16 protein-coding genes are annotated in these 18,587 nt (G+C 42.6%); 5 read left to right on the top strand and 11 right to left on the bottom strand.

Annotation, left to right across the window (positions count from 1 at the left end; translation table 11 throughout):
* Positions 1-63: 63 nt before the first annotated feature.
* Positions 64-1,545 carry a lytic murein transglycosylase gene (locus IE130_RS12900; RefSeq protein WP_189586660.1) on the top strand — a complete coding sequence of 494 codons (1,482 nt, stop codon included), beginning with the start codon at positions 64-66 and terminating at the stop codon, positions 1,543-1,545.
* Positions 1,546-1,713: 168 nt separating this feature from the next.
* Here the strand turns inward: IE130_RS12900 and IE130_RS12895 are convergent, their stop codons facing one another.
* From IE130_RS12895 to IE130_RS12880, 4 genes are all read right to left on the bottom strand, one after another.
* A complete protein-coding gene (locus tag IE130_RS12895) occupies positions 1,714-2,013 on the bottom strand; it encodes a hypothetical protein (RefSeq protein ID WP_189586657.1) in 300 nt (99 codons plus the stop codon).
* Between the two features lie 304 nt (positions 2,014-2,317).
* Positions 2,318-3,322 carry a DUF4062 domain-containing protein gene (locus IE130_RS12890; protein ID WP_189586654.1) on the bottom strand — a complete coding sequence of 335 codons (1,005 nt, stop codon included), beginning with the start codon at positions 3,320-3,322 and terminating at the stop codon, positions 2,318-2,320.
* 193 nt (positions 3,323-3,515) lie between these two features.
* Entirely contained in the window at positions 3,516-4,508 is a 993-nt protein-coding gene (murI, locus tag IE130_RS12885) for a glutamate racemase (RefSeq protein ID WP_189586651.1), read from the bottom strand.
* A 156-nt stretch (positions 4,509-4,664) separates the two neighbouring features.
* A complete protein-coding gene (locus IE130_RS12880) occupies positions 4,665-5,348 on the bottom strand; it encodes a DUF1285 domain-containing protein (RefSeq protein ID WP_189586648.1) in 684 nt (227 codons plus the stop codon).
* A 740-nt stretch (positions 5,349-6,088) separates the two neighbouring features.
* Here IE130_RS12880 and IE130_RS12875 point away from each other — a divergent pair.
* Positions 6,089-7,726, top strand: a complete 1,638-nt coding sequence (locus tag IE130_RS12875) for an electron transfer flavoprotein-ubiquinone oxidoreductase (RefSeq protein ID WP_189586788.1) — start codon at positions 6,089-6,091, stop codon at positions 7,724-7,726.
* 106 nt (positions 7,727-7,832) lie between these two features.
* On the opposite strand, the gene IE130_RS12870 is transcribed toward IE130_RS12875, so the two are convergent.
* Positions 7,833-9,329: an alanine/glycine:cation symporter family protein gene (locus IE130_RS12870; protein WP_189586645.1), complete on the bottom strand. Its 1,497-nt coding sequence runs from the start codon at positions 9,327-9,329 to the stop codon at positions 7,833-7,835.
* Positions 9,330-10,088: 759 nt separating this feature from the next.
* On the opposite strand from IE130_RS12870, the gene IE130_RS12865 reads away from it, so the two are divergent.
* The 3 genes from IE130_RS12865 to IE130_RS12855 all read left to right on the top strand — a co-directional run bounded on the left by IE130_RS12865 (position 10,089) and on the right by IE130_RS12855 (position 12,931).
* A complete protein-coding gene (locus IE130_RS12865; protein ID WP_010197775.1) occupies positions 10,089-10,349 on the top strand; it encodes a DUF4212 domain-containing protein in 261 nt (86 codons plus the stop codon).
* Positions 10,350-10,353: 4 nt separating this feature from the next.
* Entirely contained in the window at positions 10,354-12,222 is a 1,869-nt protein-coding gene (locus tag IE130_RS12860) for a sodium:solute symporter family protein (protein ID WP_189586642.1), read from the top strand.
* 160 nt (positions 12,223-12,382) lie between these two features.
* Positions 12,383-12,931: a hypothetical protein gene (locus tag IE130_RS12855; RefSeq protein WP_189586639.1), complete on the top strand. Its 549-nt coding sequence runs from the start codon at positions 12,383-12,385 to the stop codon at positions 12,929-12,931.
* A 110-nt stretch (positions 12,932-13,041) separates the two neighbouring features.
* Here IE130_RS12855 and IE130_RS12850 read toward each other — a convergent pair whose 3' ends face one another.
* The 6 genes from IE130_RS12850 to IE130_RS12825 form a co-directional block, all read right to left on the bottom strand.
* A complete protein-coding gene (locus IE130_RS12850) occupies positions 13,042-13,644 on the bottom strand; it encodes a rhomboid family intramembrane serine protease (RefSeq protein ID WP_189586636.1) in 603 nt (200 codons plus the stop codon).
* A 41-nt stretch (positions 13,645-13,685) separates the two neighbouring features.
* Positions 13,686-14,738 (bottom strand): 5'-nucleotidase, encoded by a 1,053-nt coding sequence (locus tag IE130_RS12845; RefSeq protein ID WP_189586633.1) that lies wholly within the window; start codon positions 14,736-14,738, stop codon positions 13,686-13,688.
* Between the two features lie 166 nt (positions 14,739-14,904).
* Positions 14,905-15,123: a dodecin family protein gene (locus IE130_RS12840; RefSeq protein WP_010197784.1), complete on the bottom strand. Its 219-nt coding sequence runs from the start codon at positions 15,121-15,123 to the stop codon at positions 14,905-14,907.
* A 144-nt stretch (positions 15,124-15,267) separates the two neighbouring features.
* Positions 15,268-16,557, bottom strand: coding sequence for a TRAP transporter large permease (locus IE130_RS12835; protein WP_189586629.1), 1,290 nt, complete (start codon positions 16,555-16,557; stop codon positions 15,268-15,270).
* A complete protein-coding gene (locus IE130_RS12830) occupies positions 16,554-17,081 on the bottom strand; it encodes a TRAP transporter small permease (RefSeq protein ID WP_010197787.1) in 528 nt (175 codons plus the stop codon). Before IE130_RS12830 ends, IE130_RS12835 begins: the two co-directional genes overlap by 4 nt.
* A 17-nt stretch (positions 17,082-17,098) precedes the next feature.
* Positions 17,099-18,157 carry a TRAP transporter substrate-binding protein gene (locus tag IE130_RS12825; protein WP_189586626.1) on the bottom strand — a complete coding sequence of 353 codons (1,059 nt, stop codon included), beginning with the start codon at positions 18,155-18,157 and terminating at the stop codon, positions 17,099-17,101.
* Positions 18,158-18,587 lie beyond the last annotated feature (430 nt).

The following is an 18,587-nucleotide window of genomic DNA, read 5'->3' as shown; positions in this document are numbered from 1 at the left end:
TACTACCTTAACCAGTTCTGCATCCTCTTTTAATGACCACTTTGACGTTTATAGGATATTTTCATGCGTTTGACTCCAGTTTCTACTTTATCGCTACTTAGCCTTTCTGTTGGTTTGAGTTTTGCTAGCACTGCCCAAGCCGCCCGACCAGAAGCACCAAACTTGTCTAATGCCGAGCTACAACAATGTCTAGATGGATTAAAAAACTCTAGTAAGTTTAGCGGAGTTGATGGTTATACCTTTAACAACTATCGCCCAAGCCAGCCTGATCCTAGCGTCATTCAATCGTTGAACTATCAACCAGAGTTTCAAAAAGACGTTTGGGATTACCTCTCATCGCTGGTCGATAGCGAGCGCGTAGAAGACGGTATTCGTGCCAAGCGCCAGTGGGCAGATACTTTGCGTAAAATCGAATCACGCTATGGGGTCAAAGCCGAGCACGTACTAGGCGTCTGGGGTGTTGAGTCAAACTTCGGTCAGACATTGGGCAAAAAGCCGTTGTTTGAATCGTTAGCGACGCTGTCTTGTTTTGACCGTCGTCAGAGCTACTTCCAAGGTGAATATGCCAATGCGCTAAAAATCGTCCAAAATGGTGATATCGCGCCAAGTGATATGACTGGCTCATGGGCAGGTGCTTTTGGGCAAACGCAGTTTATGCCGAGCACTTTTTTAGAATTGGCCGTTGATTTTGATGGCGATGGTCGTCGCGACTTAGTTAATAGTGTCCCTGATGCGCTAGCCTCTACCGCTAACTTCTTGGACAATCGTGGTTATCGTACTGGCGAGCCGTGGGGTTATGAAGTCAAATTGCCCAGTGGTTATTGGGCCGCGTCTGACCGAAAAAACAAAAAGTCTATCAGCCACTGGCGCGATCAAGGGCTAACGCTCGCCAATGGCAGTCCACTGCCCTACGATTTGAATAGTGCTGGTTTATTACTACCTGCAGGCGCTGAAGGTCCTGCTTTCTTAGTGGGTAAAAACTTCGATACGTTTTATTCGTACAATGCGTCAGAGAATTACGCTTTAGCCATCGCACATTTATCAGACCTAATCACTAAAGAAGACAGCAGCAAAACTGACTTCGTCACTGCTTGGCCTACCGACGATCCGGGTATCAGTCGCCAGCAAGCAAAAGACATTCAGCAAGCGCTATTAAATGCTGGTTATGATATTGGTGAAGTCGATGGCATCATTGGAGACAATACTCGCACTGCGATTCAGCAGTACCAAACCAGTAAGGGTATCTTCCCCGCTGATGGACGCGCAGGACAGAAATTTTACCGTTCAATCATTGGAAATGCAGGAAACACAGCTCCAAGAAGTACACAATATGGCAATCAATATGGTCAACCAGCGAACAATCAGCCTTTACAGCTTGCCTCTGCTGATCGCATGGGACAGTTGATTCAGCAACAAACGAGCACTCCCAACACTTACTCACCTCAGTCATCGGCTCGACCATCAAGTTCTGGCAATACGCGTTATCGCCGCGTGACGAGTGCTGATGGTAGCGTGAAGCTCGTGCGTGTTGACGAAGGTTCATAGCACGACGGCATGTCCTCATTTTTATTACCATTTTTAAAATGAGGACATGCGCTAAATTTGTGATAAACCTAATTGTTATGGATTAAAAAAAGCCACGCTAATATGATTAGCGTGGCTTTTTTTTGATCAATCGATTATCTATAGAGGTCGATTATCTACTAAAATTATTTATACGATCGGTGGTGGATTGGGTTTACCATTATCACCATCCCAATTTTCACGGGCTTTATCATCCAGATCCGCAGGCGTCTTCGGCTCCCATTTACCATTTTCTTTCCAAGTATCGTTGCCCCAATCTTCGTCTTCCTGTTTTTTGTCCCAATCTTTATAGGCTTTACTAGGGTCGATGCCACGGCGCTTCATATCAGCCACTTGCTCTTCTAGCGTGTGATACTGTTCAGCAGCGTGCATGGTTTTCTCTAGACCATCAATCTCTTTTCTTAACTCGTCATGTTTATCATTACTCATGATAGTGCTCCTTAATCAGTCAATATTATTATACGCTTTTATGTTTGTCGTTTTTACGCTAGATAAGTTTATATAGGCTAGTACACCATTTGAATTGTTTTCATCTCAGTTATTATCTCAATAACTATTGTTCCAATAACCAATATCATAAAATATTTTTTACGTTGATGAGCTTTATTATCAAGAGTCTTGGCTAGATTCACAACCGTTGACGCGTATGCTTTGTATTACAAAACGTAGTAGGAAGCACAGGAAATCCGTTGACAATCTTTACCATGCCATTGATTAAAGCTTTTAATGACCATTACTGAGTCCGAATGGCGGGTTGTTTATTTTTTAATAGGTTTTGAGCATAGAAAGTCAATTTCCACAATTCTTGCGAGACCCGCGTACCATAAGTCGTTAACTGTATCCAGTTGGCTGCGACTAGCTGGCGTTGCAAATGGTTCAGATCCTTTTGGGCGATTTGACAGCGTGCTACGGCGTGGACATTGGGCATCTCTTGCTTGATGTCATGCTCAGCCTTGGAGGCGATGAGACGATTCATGGCACTTTGTAAACCGTAACTTGAGAAAGTTGCAGGTATTTTCATCAGCGTGCACAATACCTCCTGCCAACTTAATGTCATCGATCTAGTGACATCTGTCAAGTTGCCACCGGCATAGGCTTGCGCGCTATACTGAATAGAAAAAGTATCTGTTAAGACGATCGGCTTACTGACATTATCCGCAACACCTCCGTCGACAACACCGCTATTTTGTTTCAGCGGCGTATTCATAGGAGGCCGAGAGATTATCGAATCAGGTGAAGCTTGTTTGATTAATCTTATCGATTCTTCGCTGACCTTTAACCACACGTCTTTTACACTATAGTGAATCACCATATTATGGTAGGCCTGGATAAGCAGTTGCTCGATATCTGTATCCGCATCATAATAATGTACATGCTTGGCTTGCTGGGTGACTGTGTTGATAAACTCTTGCAACTGCCGACTGATATCTGCACCCTGGTGATGCTTTTTGACTAATATTAGTAAGGGTTTGAGTTTGGCTTTGGCATTCAAATAGCTTAAATGCATTTGACTGACACCAGTATTTTGTACTGTGCCGTAGCTATCCCCGACCACCATTAACGCATAATCGCACGCATCGATACATTGGCGGCCATATAACGAGGCCTTTGGTAATTTGCTGGAGACATCGTAGGTTAGAAATGCGCGCGCCTGAAAAAAAACCGCCAAACTGTCCAGCACTAGCAACTGATCGTTGTCAGCGCATATGACATGAATGTGATAACGACGGTTTGGCAAAATAACCTCTGCGCTTGGGGGATGACAGGAATAAATATGAACGTAAAAATAGCACAAATATCATGTCTTGCACAGCCCAGCATAATCCTATGTAGGTACGCTCAGCTTATTTTATAATCAGGTCTATGCTGTCTAATACAGATATAGCGAGATGGTTATAAACAGTTTTGTCTTCGCCTATCAATGTCAACGCTTACTGAGCATAGTACTGTAAGCACGTCTCTTTACCCAGTAAGCGCTGTATTAGCATAACCAACTTATCATCATATTTGGTCGCATAAAAAGTCAACGGAGGTCGATTTTTTTTACCCATCTCCCTACCTTGTATACCATTATTTTTCGCGCTACTATCAAGTAAGGCAGACAACTGGTTTGCAACCAAGAGTTGCTTGACCCGCTCAGCGATCGCTTGTCCTGAATCTACCACTTGTATCGATAGCTGTTGCTGCGCAATCTCATCCAACAAGAATGCTTTAAAAAATGGATAATGGGTACAGCCTAGTACCAACTGATCCACTCCATCTTGTGCAAATATCTGTAGCTGCTGCCGTAACCGCTCTGCAGTCTCACAATTCTCTGGCATACCTGCCTCGACCCAAGGCACCAACTGTGGGTCGAAATATTTGGTCACTAGTGTATGATTAGGACTGGCAATAGCAGTAATGACTTCATTCAGTAACATGCCATTCAAAGTTGCTTTGGTAGCCAATACAGCAACGTGATTGCTCTTACTGGCCAACACTGCTGGCTTGAGCGCTGGTACCAAACCGACAATAGGCAACTGCGGATAATATCGTCTAGCTGTCTCTAAAGCATAGGCAGAAGCACTGTTGCAGGCAATCACAATGAGCTTGCAGCCCTGCTGATACAGCCACTCTACTGCTGTCAGGGTCAATGCTTCGATATCTTCACTATCACGATTGCCATACGGCACATGCAAGGTGTCTGCATAATAAATATAACGCTCGGCAGGCAGTTGCTGAGCTAAATGCAGATAGACAGACAGACCACCTATACCAGAATCAAATAAGCCAATCGGGGCGTTGCGCTCTTTATTAATCATAGCTTGGCTAACCGAAGTGGCATTTTTAGCAGTATCAATAACAGATTTTTGAAAATCTCGCTTTTCAACAGAAATAGATGACCTCTCAACTACGTTTAACAGATTGGTTGCAGCAATATTCATCGGTACGCTACCGCTGTCTTCATATCGATACCTTCATTTTGATAGCAATTTTCAAATGTTACGCTTAATATAAAACATTACTCTTAATGTAGAATACTACTCTTAATATAAGTAGAAAGGCAGCTTATCGCAATAATAAATAAGACTTAGTAATAATTAGCCAGTTGGCATAGAAAGCTCGTAAGACCGACCACCACTTTGCAAGGTTAGTATCGTCTCACCCCTTTGCTCTGTCAGCTCGCCGATTTCAGTCAAATGATAAAAAACATTACGACCAATTAATGCAGTCAAGCCGTTTCTGACTGGCATATAAGGTCTTACTTGCACGTCAGATTGGTCGTCAGTAGTGCAATCAAGGCTATAAGCCCGTAAAGTAATTGGATGCTCGTCATCTAAACGTACCACATCACCAGTCGTTGTAGTAAATTCTAGCCAGCTATTATTAGCTTCATCGACGATACCGACATCATTAATCAATAATGGTGCATCTTCTACCTGAATGCGAAGTTTTTGTACGGGTGTCTTTAAAAAATACTCTGCTACGCCATTATTTTCTTCTTTCCATAAGATAGTGGCAAATAAGCTCACCAATGACTCTCTGGTCATTTGTCCGCCTTCATGCCACCACTCACCGTTGGCTTTAATCACCAAATCCATATCATCCACTTGTTCAGGGTGCCATTTTTCCAGTGGTGGTATCGCTCTTCCCTCGCGTGTGCCTGCGGCAGACTTTAAATACTGGTTAAGTGCTTTCATCGGATTTTGGTTGGATGCCATGTTCTGTGGGCTATTAGCGCTACTTTGTGTATTATTATCTATCTTACTATTGTCATTACTCATCAGTTCATCCTTTACCTAGTAATTAAAGTTTGGCAAATCTGTTATTACTATAAATTTTAGTTTCGGGTATGATGAGACCATATCAACATTATACCTTTGCTACATGAATTTCACCTTAACACTGATACTCGTAAATGCGTATCGTGTTTATAGGACTTTTCTTTTATAATGAGTAACGATTTTTTATTGAAACAGTCAAGTGAGCGTTGTATTAACGACACATTTTAGGTGATGTGTTAATAGTTTTTCATTAACTGGGTTTAACTACTAGGTTTAGTTTACTAGCAACGTTGTCAATTGATGCCGCAAAGACAGTTTCTGTCGAGCAGCCATATGTCTGAGTGAAATTAGCGCCGCAAGCCTTATTATGCAATTGTTAAGCTAATGATGCCCTGAGATAAGCCACTAAAAGTTTAGGAGTAGGTATGCAAGAGCAAGACAATCAAAAGCCAGTCGTCGACGGTGATAGCGTTCGCACTGATGCACCAGTCGCGACAGATACGGCCAAGCCAGACACCACAACACCAGAGTCAACGACGCTGACCAAAGAAGCACCAGCTGAAGAAGTTGCTGTCGAAACCGCCGACCTTGATAAAGCAGAGACCAATGAAACTGCGACAGAAAAAGCAATCGAAACGGTCGCCATGGATAAAGAGCCTGCTGAGAAAGTAGCGGTCGAAAAAACGCCTGAGCCAGTAGTAGAACTTGTCGCGGCAGAGCCTGAGATTGAGCGCGAATCCATGGAATTTGACGTTATTATCGTTGGCGGCGGACCTGCTGGTCTATCTGCTGCGATTCGTCTGCGTCAGCTCGCTATTAAAGCTGGCAACGATGAATTTATGGTTTGTGTGGTCGAAAAAGGCTCTGAATTCGGTGCTCATACCTTATCTGGCGCTGTTATCGAGCCTCGTGCTTTAAATGAGCTGATACCAGACTGGAAAGAAAAAGGCGCACCGCTAAACGTACCAGCCACCGAAGATCGCTTCTACTACTTAAATTCAGCCACCCGCTCTACTAAAGTGCCTGATCCGTTGATTCCAGCGCCGATGCACAATGACGGTAACTATATTGTCTCGCTAGGTAATGTGGTTCGTTGGTTAGCAGTACAAGCTGAAGAGCTAGAAGTCATGATGTTCCCAGGCTTCCCAGCTGATGATATTTTGTATAACGACGATGGTTCGGTACGCGGTATCCTAACTGGTGATATGGGTGTCGCCGCCAATGGCGAAGCCAAGCCAAGCTTTGAACCCGGTTACGAGCTGCTTGCCAAATACACTATTTTTGCCGAAGGTAGCCGTGGTCATCTAGGCAAGCGCTTAATCAGCCGTTTTGATCTTGATAAAGACTCAGATCCTCAGCATTACGGTATTGGTCTAAAAGAATTGTGGGAAGTTGTCCCAGAGAAACACGAGCAAGGCGTGGTCATGCACGGACTTGGCTGGCCATTGACCGAAACAGGCTCTACTGGTGGGTGGTGGTTATACTTCGACGAAAACAACCAAGTCAGTTTTGGTCTCGTCGCAGATCTGTCCTATCACAATCCATACATGTCACCATTCGATGAAATGCAGCGCCTAAAGACGCATCCTGTCATTAAAAATGTACTCGAAGGTGGTAAGCGCATTTCTTACGGTGCTCGTGCTTTGACTAAAGGTGGCTTAAACTCACTACCAAAATTCACCTTCCCAGGTGGTGTATTGGTCGGTGATGATGCTGGATTCTTGAACCCAGCAAAAATCAAAGGTACGCACACGTCGATGAAGTCAGGCATGCTGGCAGCCGAAGCTATTTTTGAAGCATTACAAGCAGATCGTCAGCACGATGAAGTGATTGCTTATACCACCATGTATAAAGAGTCATGGTTGTATAAAGATAACTACGAGTCGCGCAACTTCTCACCTGCGATACATCGTATGGGTCTGTTTATGGGTGGAGCGTTTACCTTTATCGAGCACAATTTATTGAAAGGTAAAATGCCATTTACCTTGCACGATAACCTTCCAGATTACGATCAGCTAGAGCGTGCCAACCACGCTTATCAGCCAACCTACCTCAAGCCTGATGGCAAGCTGATATTTGACAAGTTGTCGTCGGTATTTATCTCTAACACCAACCATACCGAAGATCAACCAACGCATTTGAAACTCACCGATCAAACGGTGCCTATTTCAATCAACTTACCCCTATATGCTGAGCCAGCACGTTTGTACTGCCCAGCGGGTGTCTATGAAGTGGTCAAAGATGCGGAAGGTGCTAAGTTTGTTATCAATGCGCAAAACTGCGTACATTGTAAAACCTGTGACATCAAAGATCCTTCGCAGAACATTACTTGGGTGACGCCCGAAGGTGGCGGCGGTCCTAACTATCCAAACATGTAAGTCATGATTGAGATAAATAGAAATCAATAAAAAACCGCTCTTAATAATAAGGGCGGTTTTTTTGTACTCATACACTTTATTTAACAATCACAACTAATCTGTCAACTTAATCCGTCCAGGCATCACGATTGGCTTCGTCTTTTAACTTCACAAAGTCATCAGGATTGAACTTAATCTGATCCCCAGTTTTGCCCTCTTTAATCTGACGCTCGTAGTCACGCAAAATTCTAAGTGCTACTGGAGACAAAAGCAAAATCGCCACTAAGTTGACCAAGGCCATCAGACCCATCGACAAATCAGCGAAGTTCCAGATGGCAGGCAAACTAGCAATCGCACCGACAAAGACCATACCCAACACCATAAAACGGAAAATCATAATCATCACTTTGGCGTTTTTGGCACCAGAGATAAACTCAAGATTTGATTCACCGTAGCTATAATTGGCAATAATGGACGTAAATGAGAAAAAGAAAATAGCAATCGCGACGAAGACCACACCCAAATCACCAACATACTGGGACAACGCCAACTGCGTAAGCTGAATACCTTCTTGCTCAACGTTCGGGTCAACCACACCCGATAAGATAATAATCGATGCGGTGGCAGTACAAATAATCAGCGTGTCCATAAATACGCCCAGCATTTGCATAAATCCTTGCACTGCTGGATGGTCAGGATGACTTTTTGCTGTTGCCGCCGCATTCGGGGCTGACCCCATACCTGCTTCGTTAGAAAACAAACCACGCTTGATACCGTTAATCATCGCCTGAGCAATACCGTAGCCGATGACCCCGCCCGCTGCCTGCTCAAAACCAAAGGCGGATTTTACAATTAACGCAATCGCTGCGGGGAATTGGCTAAAGTTAGTAACGATAATGAATAGCGCCAATAAGATATATAAAATCGCCATCACCGGCACAATTTTACCCGCGATACGAGCCACTGAGCGTAAACCACCAAACACCACTGGCGCCACCAGTACTACTAATATTAAGCCTGTCATCCATGTTGGGATACCAAAGGCTTCATTGGTTGCTTGAGCAATGGTATTTGATTGCACGCCATTGAACGCCAAACCAAAAGCCACCAGCAAACATAACGAGAAAAATATCGCTAGCCAGCGTTTACCCAGACCTTTTTCAATATAGTAAGCTGGTCCACCGCGGTAAACGTTATCGTTATGCGGCACCTTGTATGCTTGCGCCAAAGTTGACTCAATAAAGCTGGTCGACATGCCGACTATCGCTGTCATCCACATCCAAAAAACAGCCCCCGGACCACCGAGATAAATGGCAATCGCGACCCCTGCCAAGTTACCCGTACCAACGCGCGCCGCGAGTGAGGTCATCAGTGCCTCAAACGAGCTGATACCACCATCTTTGCGCCCTTGGTTTGAGACACGTAACAGCTGCCACATGTGACCAAAGTGGCGAAACTGTATAAAACGTGTGGCCACGGTAAAATAAAGACCTGCGCCAATCAGCACGAACATCAGTAATCCATACCAAGGATTGCTCGCAATTAACCAGTCATTGTTACCCCAGATAATACTGACACCATAATTTACGATGTTATTAAACCAACTTACTATCCCTTCGTTCATATGGACTCCCTACTCATTCTTTATATACGTTACTTAAATTTTATATTAATATCATATTTTAACGATTCAAAACCTCACAAGGTTATGGACAAAATGTCTGATACTAAAACATCCTGTGCATGATATAGATATTAAATGACTTGCGAGTATCACGTTTGGTTATCCGTTTTATATATTTATTTCTAAAATAAATAATGCTTGTATCTCATATTATATAGAATATATATAAACAATAATTTAGCTGCATACACTGAACATTTTTCGTGCAATTTCAGTAATATCGTTTTTATAATAGTAACCAAACTAATTATCAGTATATTCCCCATAATTTATGCTCAGTTGTTTGCAATGATATTTATTGAATCGTGCTAAGATGAATTTCATATCTATTTGTGCTGCTTTTATAATTACCAGTCAGCACAAAGAGTTAGAGTGCTCAAAACATTAAAACTCTTGTCAGGAAGACGAGATTGCAAAAAAGACACTGGATAGTCCACCCTTTCTGCCTTCCTCAAGAAATGCTGTTTTTACCATTCGATGGTTTAGATCAATGATTTCAATCAATGTGATGCCTACAAGAATAGTTGCTTTTATTTTAAGTAAAAAACCACCAATAAATAAACATACTATTGCGCGTCATCGTTTTCATTATATAAAGCAGTACGTGTCTATTTTTTATATTGATTTTTTTGATAAGAAATAACCACTGTCTTTTTTATATTGTTGGTATTTTTTAGGTAAGACAAAAGGAGTTGTCCTATGGAAAATCATAACGATCCATCCGGTTATTGGCGTGCCAATATCCGTCTCATCGTAGGTAGCCTAGTTATTTGGGCACTATGCTCATACGGCTTTGCTATCTTATTACGTCCCCTCTTAGCTGGTATCAAGATCGGTGGTACTGACTTGGGCTTTTGGTTTGCCCAACAAGGATCCATCGGGGTGTTTATTATTCTGATTTTCTTTTACGCATGGCGTATGAATAAGTTAGATAAACAATATGGCGTAGACGAGGAATAGCCCCATGAGTCAATTTGTAGTTAATCTTATATTTGTGGGTCTATCCTTCGCTCTGTATTTCGGTATCGCGATTTGGGCCCGTGCTGGTTCGACCAGTGAATTTTATGTTGCAGGCGGCGGTGTCCATCCAGTCGTTAACGGTATGGCAACCGCTGCTGACTGGATGAGTGCAGCGTCATTTATCTCAATGGCAGGTCTTATTGCTGCTGGTGGTTATGGCGCTTCCACCTATTTGATGGGTTGGACAGGCGGTTATGTTCTACTCGCGATGCTCTTAGCCCCTTACTTACGTAAATTTGGTAAGTTCACCGTTCCTGATTTCATTGGTGATCGCTTTTATTCCAAGACGGCAGCTATGATTGCTGTGGTGTGTTTGATTACCGCATCGACCACTTACGTTATCGGTCAGATGACCGGTGCTGGTGTTGCATTCTCGCGCTTCTTAGAAGTTGAAAGTACCACTGGTCTGATTATCGCAGCAGTCGTTGTATTCTTTTACGCGGTATTAGGCGGTATGAAAGGGATTACTTACACGCAGGTTGCACAGTATGTCGTTCTAATGATTGCTTATACCATTCCTGCGGTTTTCATCTCACTTGAATTAACGGGTAACCCTATTCCAGGTCTTGGTTTGTTCTCAAATCATGTTGAATCAGGTGTTCCTATTTTGACCAAGCTGAATCAAGTGGTTACTGACTTAGGTTTTGCATCCTATACTGCTGATGTGCCTAACAAGCTAAACATGGTGCTATTTACCTTGACGCTTATGATCGGTACCGCAGGTCTACCACACGTTATCATTCGCTTTTTTACAGTTCCTAAAGTGGCAGATGCACGTTGGACAGCAGGTTGGACACTAGTATTCATCTCGCTACTGTACTTCACAGCGCCTGCCGTTGGTGCGATGGCACGCTTAAACTTAGTAGATACTATCTATCCACAAGGTGTTGAAAATCAACCTATTCTTAATAATGAGCGTCCTGACTGGATGAAAACATGGGAAGAGACCGGTCTCATTAAGTATAACGATCTAAATAATGATGGTCGTATCCAGTTATATAGCGACAGTGGACTTGGTGCCGCGCAAATAGCCCTTAATACGGCTGAAGCTGACGGTGGCGATGTTGCTACCGCAACTGCAGCGGTAGAAAAAGCTCGCATTGCACATGATGCAGAGCTTGATGGTCGTTTTGCTGATGCCGGATGGGCAGGTAACGAGCTTGATGTAAACGCTGATATCTTAGTACTTGCTAACCCAGAAATCGCGAATCTGCCATCATGGGTTATTGGTCTTATCGCGGCAGGTGGTTTGGCAGCAGCACTATCAACAGCAGCTGGACTTCTGCTTGCTATTTCATCAGCGATTAGTCATGACTTAATCAAACGTAACCTAAACCCAAATATCACTGATAAACAAGAGCTAAAATATGCTCGTATTACGATGGGTGTGGCGATTGTTGTTGCGACCTACTTAGGTATTAACCCACCAGGGTTTGCTGCGCAGGTTGTTGCCTTAGCCTTTGGTATTGCGGCCTCTTCATTGTTCCCTGTGCTGATGATGGGTATTTTCTCTAAACGCATCAACAATCTTGGCGCTATTGCAGGTATGTTGACTGGTTTAATCGTCGTCCTTGTCTATATCTTTATGTTCAAAGGTTGGTTCTTCATCAGTGGTACTGCTAACTTCCCTGATACTGAAGAGTACTGGTTATTTGGTATCTCACCATTATCATTTGGTGCAGTTGGTGCGCTGCTTAACTTCATCGTAGCATTCGCCGTATCTTATGCTACTGCCCCACCACCAGCACATATCCAAGAGTTGGTTGAGAGCGTACGTTCTCCACGTGGCGCTGGTGGTGCCGTCGACCACTAAGCTTGCAACTGAGGATATATCTTCTGTTAATATATCACTCACAGGCAGTCACTGCTTGTGAGTGATTTTTTTATCTGGTCGCTATAATAACGATATTTTAGATTCTTCCTTATATCCAATAAGTTCAATTAAACATACCTAACGCATTAAGGAATATTTTATGCTTTTTGAGTTTATCGCTACCATCGCTGCCGCATTTGGCATGGCTGGACTAGCACTTATCATAACTCACCTCAGCAAACTGGCAGGCAAACGTGCCCCTAAATGGCTGATTCCCTTATTTGCTGCTATTGGTATGTTTGCATTTCAGATAAATCAGGAGTACAGCTGGTATGGTCAACAAGTGGAGAAGCTACCAAAAGGTGTAGAAGTCGTCAAAACAGCGAAAAGTACTGAGTGGTTCCGCCCATGGTCTTATTCTAAGCCGCAAATATTACGGTTTATCGCTGCCGATATTGGAAATGCGAGTGTACAAGTAGATAACCCAGATATACATTTATTCAATTTATATTTATTTGAAAGACGAAGAGCCGTAGAGACAGTCCCTCAAGTTATCGATTGTAGTATGCCTGCACGTGCAGACTACGTGATACCTGAGAAAGGCAATACGCTATCAATTGATGAACATGTAAAGCAAACGACTGCATGGCGAGACCTAGCAATAGATGATCCACTATTTATCAGTATTTGCACTGATAAACAAAGCTAACGAATTGAGAGAGATTTAGAACAGTAAAGTATTAAAAAAGACATATGATGATAAGGCGGTATTTTAAACGAGTAAAAAATCTGAAAACACTGCCTTATTTACTTTGCTTTTCAATGATGAGACGTTGTCGTATAAGTGTGCTTAGAATTGGCACCTAGCAGCAGCCCTGCACATAAACCACCAAAATGGGCGGCAAAAGAGATACCTTCTTGCGGCATTAAGCCTTCTTTGATAGTGAGCCAATACCCTGCCCCCATAACGATACAAGCGATTAAATAACCCCAGCGCCGAGCGAACACAGCTCCCCCTATCATATAACCAAGCATCGCGAAGCATAACCCCGATGCCCCGATATGAATTGATAGCGGCGAGCCAATGACCCAAGTGACCAAACCCGAAGCGATAATGAGCTTAACAATCGTACGATAAGCATTGTTCTCAAAAAGCCCAAATAAAAATAGAATTTGTAATAAAGTTACACTATTGCCAAGCAAATGTGAAAAATTGCCATGCATCGTCCATGAAGCAAACACCCCAATCATGCTACCGATATCAAGAGCACGCGGCACGATGCCAAAAATATTCCACAGTCCAAACAGCGCAAACTTATTAAGAAAAAACATACCCCACATCGGCCCTAAGACAAAAGCATATAAGCCGATAACTTGCTTGATTCGTACTAATATCAACGTGAGTAATTGCCGCCACTTCATATAATCTTTTATCCTATTGATTTTATTTTATTCAACAGACCCTAATGGTTCACTGAAAACAGTGGTTGCTGTATCGGCTTAAATGATAATAATGAAGCATCTTTGTCCGCTGCTAAATAACTATTGGCATGCAGTAACGACGTTGAATGATAAGGCACTAAGGCGGTAGGAACAAAACTGCGCGCGGCATCGATATGCTTAATAGAGTCATCAAAAAAGATATGTGGCGCAAACGTCCTAAGTACAGCCGTTTTTTCCAGACCTCCTAAGAAAAACGCCATATCAACATTGACGCCCCACTCTCGCAATGTCTTAATCGCACGCAAGTCAGCGGGTGCATTGCGAGCCGTCACCAACGCAATCTTTATGGGAGAATATTGAAGGCCTGCTGGTAGACGCTCTTGCAAGTTCGATAGCTTAATTAATAATTCAGCATAAGGCCCTTTCTCAATTGGCAAGTCACGCATTTGTGCTTCACGATCATGAAAGGCACGCAATCCTTTTTGCTTATAGAGTAGCTCACCTGAATCATCAAACAGCACGGCATCACCATCAAAAGCGATACGCAGCTGATTGGTATCCAATTTATAAGTATTAACAGGCGTCGCATCGAGTATCGCACAAGCGCAGATATTGGCATCAGCAACTTGCTGCGCATCCTCACGATTGGTGGTCAAAAACAGATCGATATTAAAATCTCTGATATAAGGCGAAACAGGACTACCCGATATAAATGCCGATCGAGAAATATTGAGTCCATTTTCACGAATGGCATTGAGTACTTGAATGCCCGTATCTGGACTGCTTTTCGAGACAATCACTACTTCGACCAAAGGCGCTTCAATATCAGGGAGCTGTACAGTATCGTCTTCACAATAATGATTCAAATTTAGCAATGCTTTGATAAGCGGATAGCCCGCGCCAATATTTAATGGCTCGTTTTCACGCGCTGCCATATAGTCACGAAACTCTTTTATAGCGCTTTCAGGCCGGTGCTCTAATAGCTGTAATAAATAATTTTCTGATTCTGCTAAATCAAACAGCGCGGTTGCAGAAATCGCGACTATGAGCGTGTTACTAAAATCGACAGCCATAAATGTTTACTTCTATTCTAAATATTCAAAATGATAACGTTTTATTTTACTACATATATAGGCAAGCTGTGTGGCTACTCCTGCTAATCACACCAATCCTCAATATATATTTTTTATGACAAAAAAAAGACTGCAATCGCAGTCTTTTTTAGGTTTCAAGCAACACTTAGCTAATATCAGCACCATCATTAATGACAAAACTTACAATCATAATGACATGATATTTACTGATTTTTCCATCAGTAACCCCTACTTTTTGCTCTTTTATCCAAGCGCCTTCAACATTATTAACGGTCTTAGAAATCCGTTCAATACCTTGTTGAATAGCATCTTCAAAACTGGTTTCAGAGGTACTACTGATCTCGATATTCTTGGCAATTGTCATAATATTTCTCGCATCCATGTGATTCTAAAATGAGTGTTTTAAGACAAGCTTATCGTAGAAATGATACTTTAAAGCGATGTCTCTCATTTATTCTAGCGTTATACATAGTACGCAACAATGCTTCAGTGTTATTTTATGTAGGAATTAACTTAATAGCACTAAAGATATCGCTGGAAACGCGACCAGAATAACCAATCGAATCACATCAGAAACAATGAATGGTGCTACCCCGCGGAACATATCGGACAGTTTGATATGCGGAGCCATTGCCTTAATCACGAAAATATTCATTCCCATCGGCGGCGTTATCAATCCAAGCTCTACCGTCAATACGGCAATAATACCAAACCATACTGGATCGAAGCCTAAAGCAACAATGATTGGATACACCACTGGAATGGTAATCACTAGCATCGCTAAAGCATCCATGAACAACCCTAGGAGGAAGTACATGATCAAGATACAGATCAGTACGACCATTGGACTCACTGCTAACGTACCAATCCAAGTCGCTAATGTATAAGACAAGCGTGACACTGAGATAAAATAGCCCAACGCTTCTGCACCCAGTAGCATAAAGAAGACCACTGCTGATAATGCGAGCGTCTCAATCAGCGATTGCTTAAGGCCTTTCATACGCATGCCTTTAACAAAAGCGTAAGCCCAAGAGACAAATGCACCGACTGCTGCGCCTTCTGTGGGAGTGAATAACCCAAAGAAAATACCCGCAATAATCACGATAAAAATAAAGCTAAACGGTATCAAACCGGTTAACGATATGAGCTTCTCTTTCCAAGTAGTCGACTCGCCACGACGCGCTAAATGCGGTTTCCAGCGTACCATAATCATGACAGTGATTGAGTACATCACCATCCCTAACATACCAGGCAAAAAGCCTGCAATAAACATGTCACCAACGGACTGCTGAGTTAGGATGGCATAAACCAGTAGCGCAATACTAGGCGGAATCATAATACCTAATGTGCCACCTGCTGCTAAAATACCACAAGCAAAACCAGGTTGATAACCATACTTCTCCATCTGTGGCAACGCAACCTTCGTCATGGTAGAGGCAGTAGCTAATGATGAGCCTGAAATAGAAGCAAAAATACCAGATGATCCGATACCCGCGATACCAAGACTCCCTCGTACTCCACCAAAAATGGTTCGGGTAGCTTCAAACAATTTTCCTGCCATACCTGAATGTGTGGCAAAGACTCCCATTAAAATAAATAACGGAATAGCACTAAAGTCATATTTTGCCAAGACATCTACTGGAATGTCTTTGAGCATCTGTAAAGCACCGCTTGGCGCAGTCACTGCTCCAAAACCAACCAAACCCACACCCAACATGGCAAGTGCGACTGGCACTCGCAGGACAACAAGCAGGATCATGACGACTAAGCCAATAGCTCCAATAATTTCTGGACTCATGCGCCTGTCTCCTCGGCGTCAAAGAACTCGCCCGTTTTAAAGATATTAATGGATTCGATTAACGAGCGAATAGCGAGTAAAAGACTTAAGAATGCACTAAATGCATAGATAGGCATCATTGATAATCGAAGATCTTGGGTAACTTTACCGTATTCTATGGCATCAATGGCGCTCTCATAGAGACCCCATGAGAACACAATACCAATGACAAAAAAGCCCATCATAAAGATGCCCATCATGTAGCCTTTAACGGCTTGAGGCATCTTTTGGGTAAAGACATCAACGATGATCTGTGAGCGTTCGACGAAAGCGGCAAAGGCGGCAAGCAAGGAAAATAGCATGAAATAAGACACAATTTCCACGCTACCCTTGACCGTAAATCCAAACTCACCACCAGTGAGCTTGAATATATAACGAGCCGTCACATCCAACATGGTGGTTAGAACAATAATAATAAGACTGACACCACCAAAAAATTGGCATAATCTAGAAATAAAGGTACTAATTTTGACTAAAAATGCCATGTGACACCTCCAATAGGTTATACCTTACAGGCAGCACTGGCAGCTTTGGCCTTTTCATAGACACTATCAGCATCCAAACCTAAAGCATTAACGTCTTTTAGATATTTTTGCGTTCCTCTTTCGAGCGGACCTTTCCAATCTGGATCATTGAGTGGATCAGGAATTTCGATAATTTCGTCACCCTTATCTTTGGCAGCCTGAATTGCCATCTGATCATGCTTATCAAACACTTCACCGACCTTATTAGCCAATGCCATCCCTGAGTTTTTATCCAAGACTTGTTTTAGATCATCAGGCAAATTATCGTATTTATCTTTGTTCATCGTCACCATAAGCGCTGAACTATAAAAAGGAATATTGGTATGATATTTCGTAATCTCATCGATTTTGAAAGCAGTAACTGCTTCCCAAGGGAAACTCAAGCCATCCACAACTCCGCGCTGTAAAGAGGTATACATATCATTAGCAGGTAGACCTACCGGTGAAGCGCCAGCGCTTTCGATGATATCACCAGCCACGGCTGAAGGACGACGGATACGCATACCTTTCATATCTTCAGGCGTTCGAATTAGCTTGTCAGTGGTATGAAGTGCGCCAGGACCAGCACCATACATAAACAGGAGATGAGAATCTTCATATTCACTAGCAAGTGTACCATCATCATAAAGGGTCTGGAGCATACAACCCATTTGAGTGGCTGAATTTGATAATCCAGGGAGCTCAGTAATTTGAGTTAAAGGGAAGCGGCCGTTAGTATAGCCATGAGCCTGTGAGCCGATATCGATCGTACCTTTTGCAGCAGATTCATAGGTAACATCTGCTTTAGCAAGACCTGCTGAGGGATACAATTCTACTTTCAAGCGACCATTAGAATCTGTCTCTATTTGTTTAGCCCAAGGTTCAAAAACCTCCGTGCTAATAGATGATGTTGCTGGCCAGAAGTGAGAAAAGCGTAAAACAGTAGTTTCTTGAGAAGTTGCTGATGAGCCATCAGTAGTATCAGCGGATTGGTTAGAACAGCCTAAAAGACTGATCGCTGCCAAGGCACCAATTGAAAAAAGAGGAGCTAGCTTCATTATCAATTCCTTTTGATAATTATGAGATGAGGAGTAGAGCTTACGTTTAGCACTCTAAGTCGATGAAATAATTAATCATTTACAAAGTTAAAACGTCTTTCTAATAAATCTGCAATAAATATACTATATAAAATTAGCAGCTATAATGATATAAGTCAAATCATTTTGAGCATATAAGGTAATAATCCATTCAAAAATAAGCATAGATTAACGAAACTCAATGGACAAATCTAATAGTACTCTCAGATACTAAATTTTGAGCGATTACCGACTGCAAGCAAAATATTTTAAACAACGAATGTTTGTAAAGAGGCAAACCGCGCAGGCAAAAAAAAGCCCCTTGATACGTTAGTATCAAGGGGCTAATCAGAATAGAGAGCTGACGATGACCTACTCTCACATGGACGAATCCACACTACCATTGGCGCTA

Source organism: Psychrobacter glaciei, from assembly GCF_014652895.1.
Classification (GTDB): domain Bacteria; phylum Pseudomonadota; class Gammaproteobacteria; order Pseudomonadales; family Moraxellaceae; genus Psychrobacter; species Psychrobacter glaciei.
Note: the sequence above shows the minus strand (reverse complement) of the source record. Positions and strands in the feature narration are given on the sequence as shown.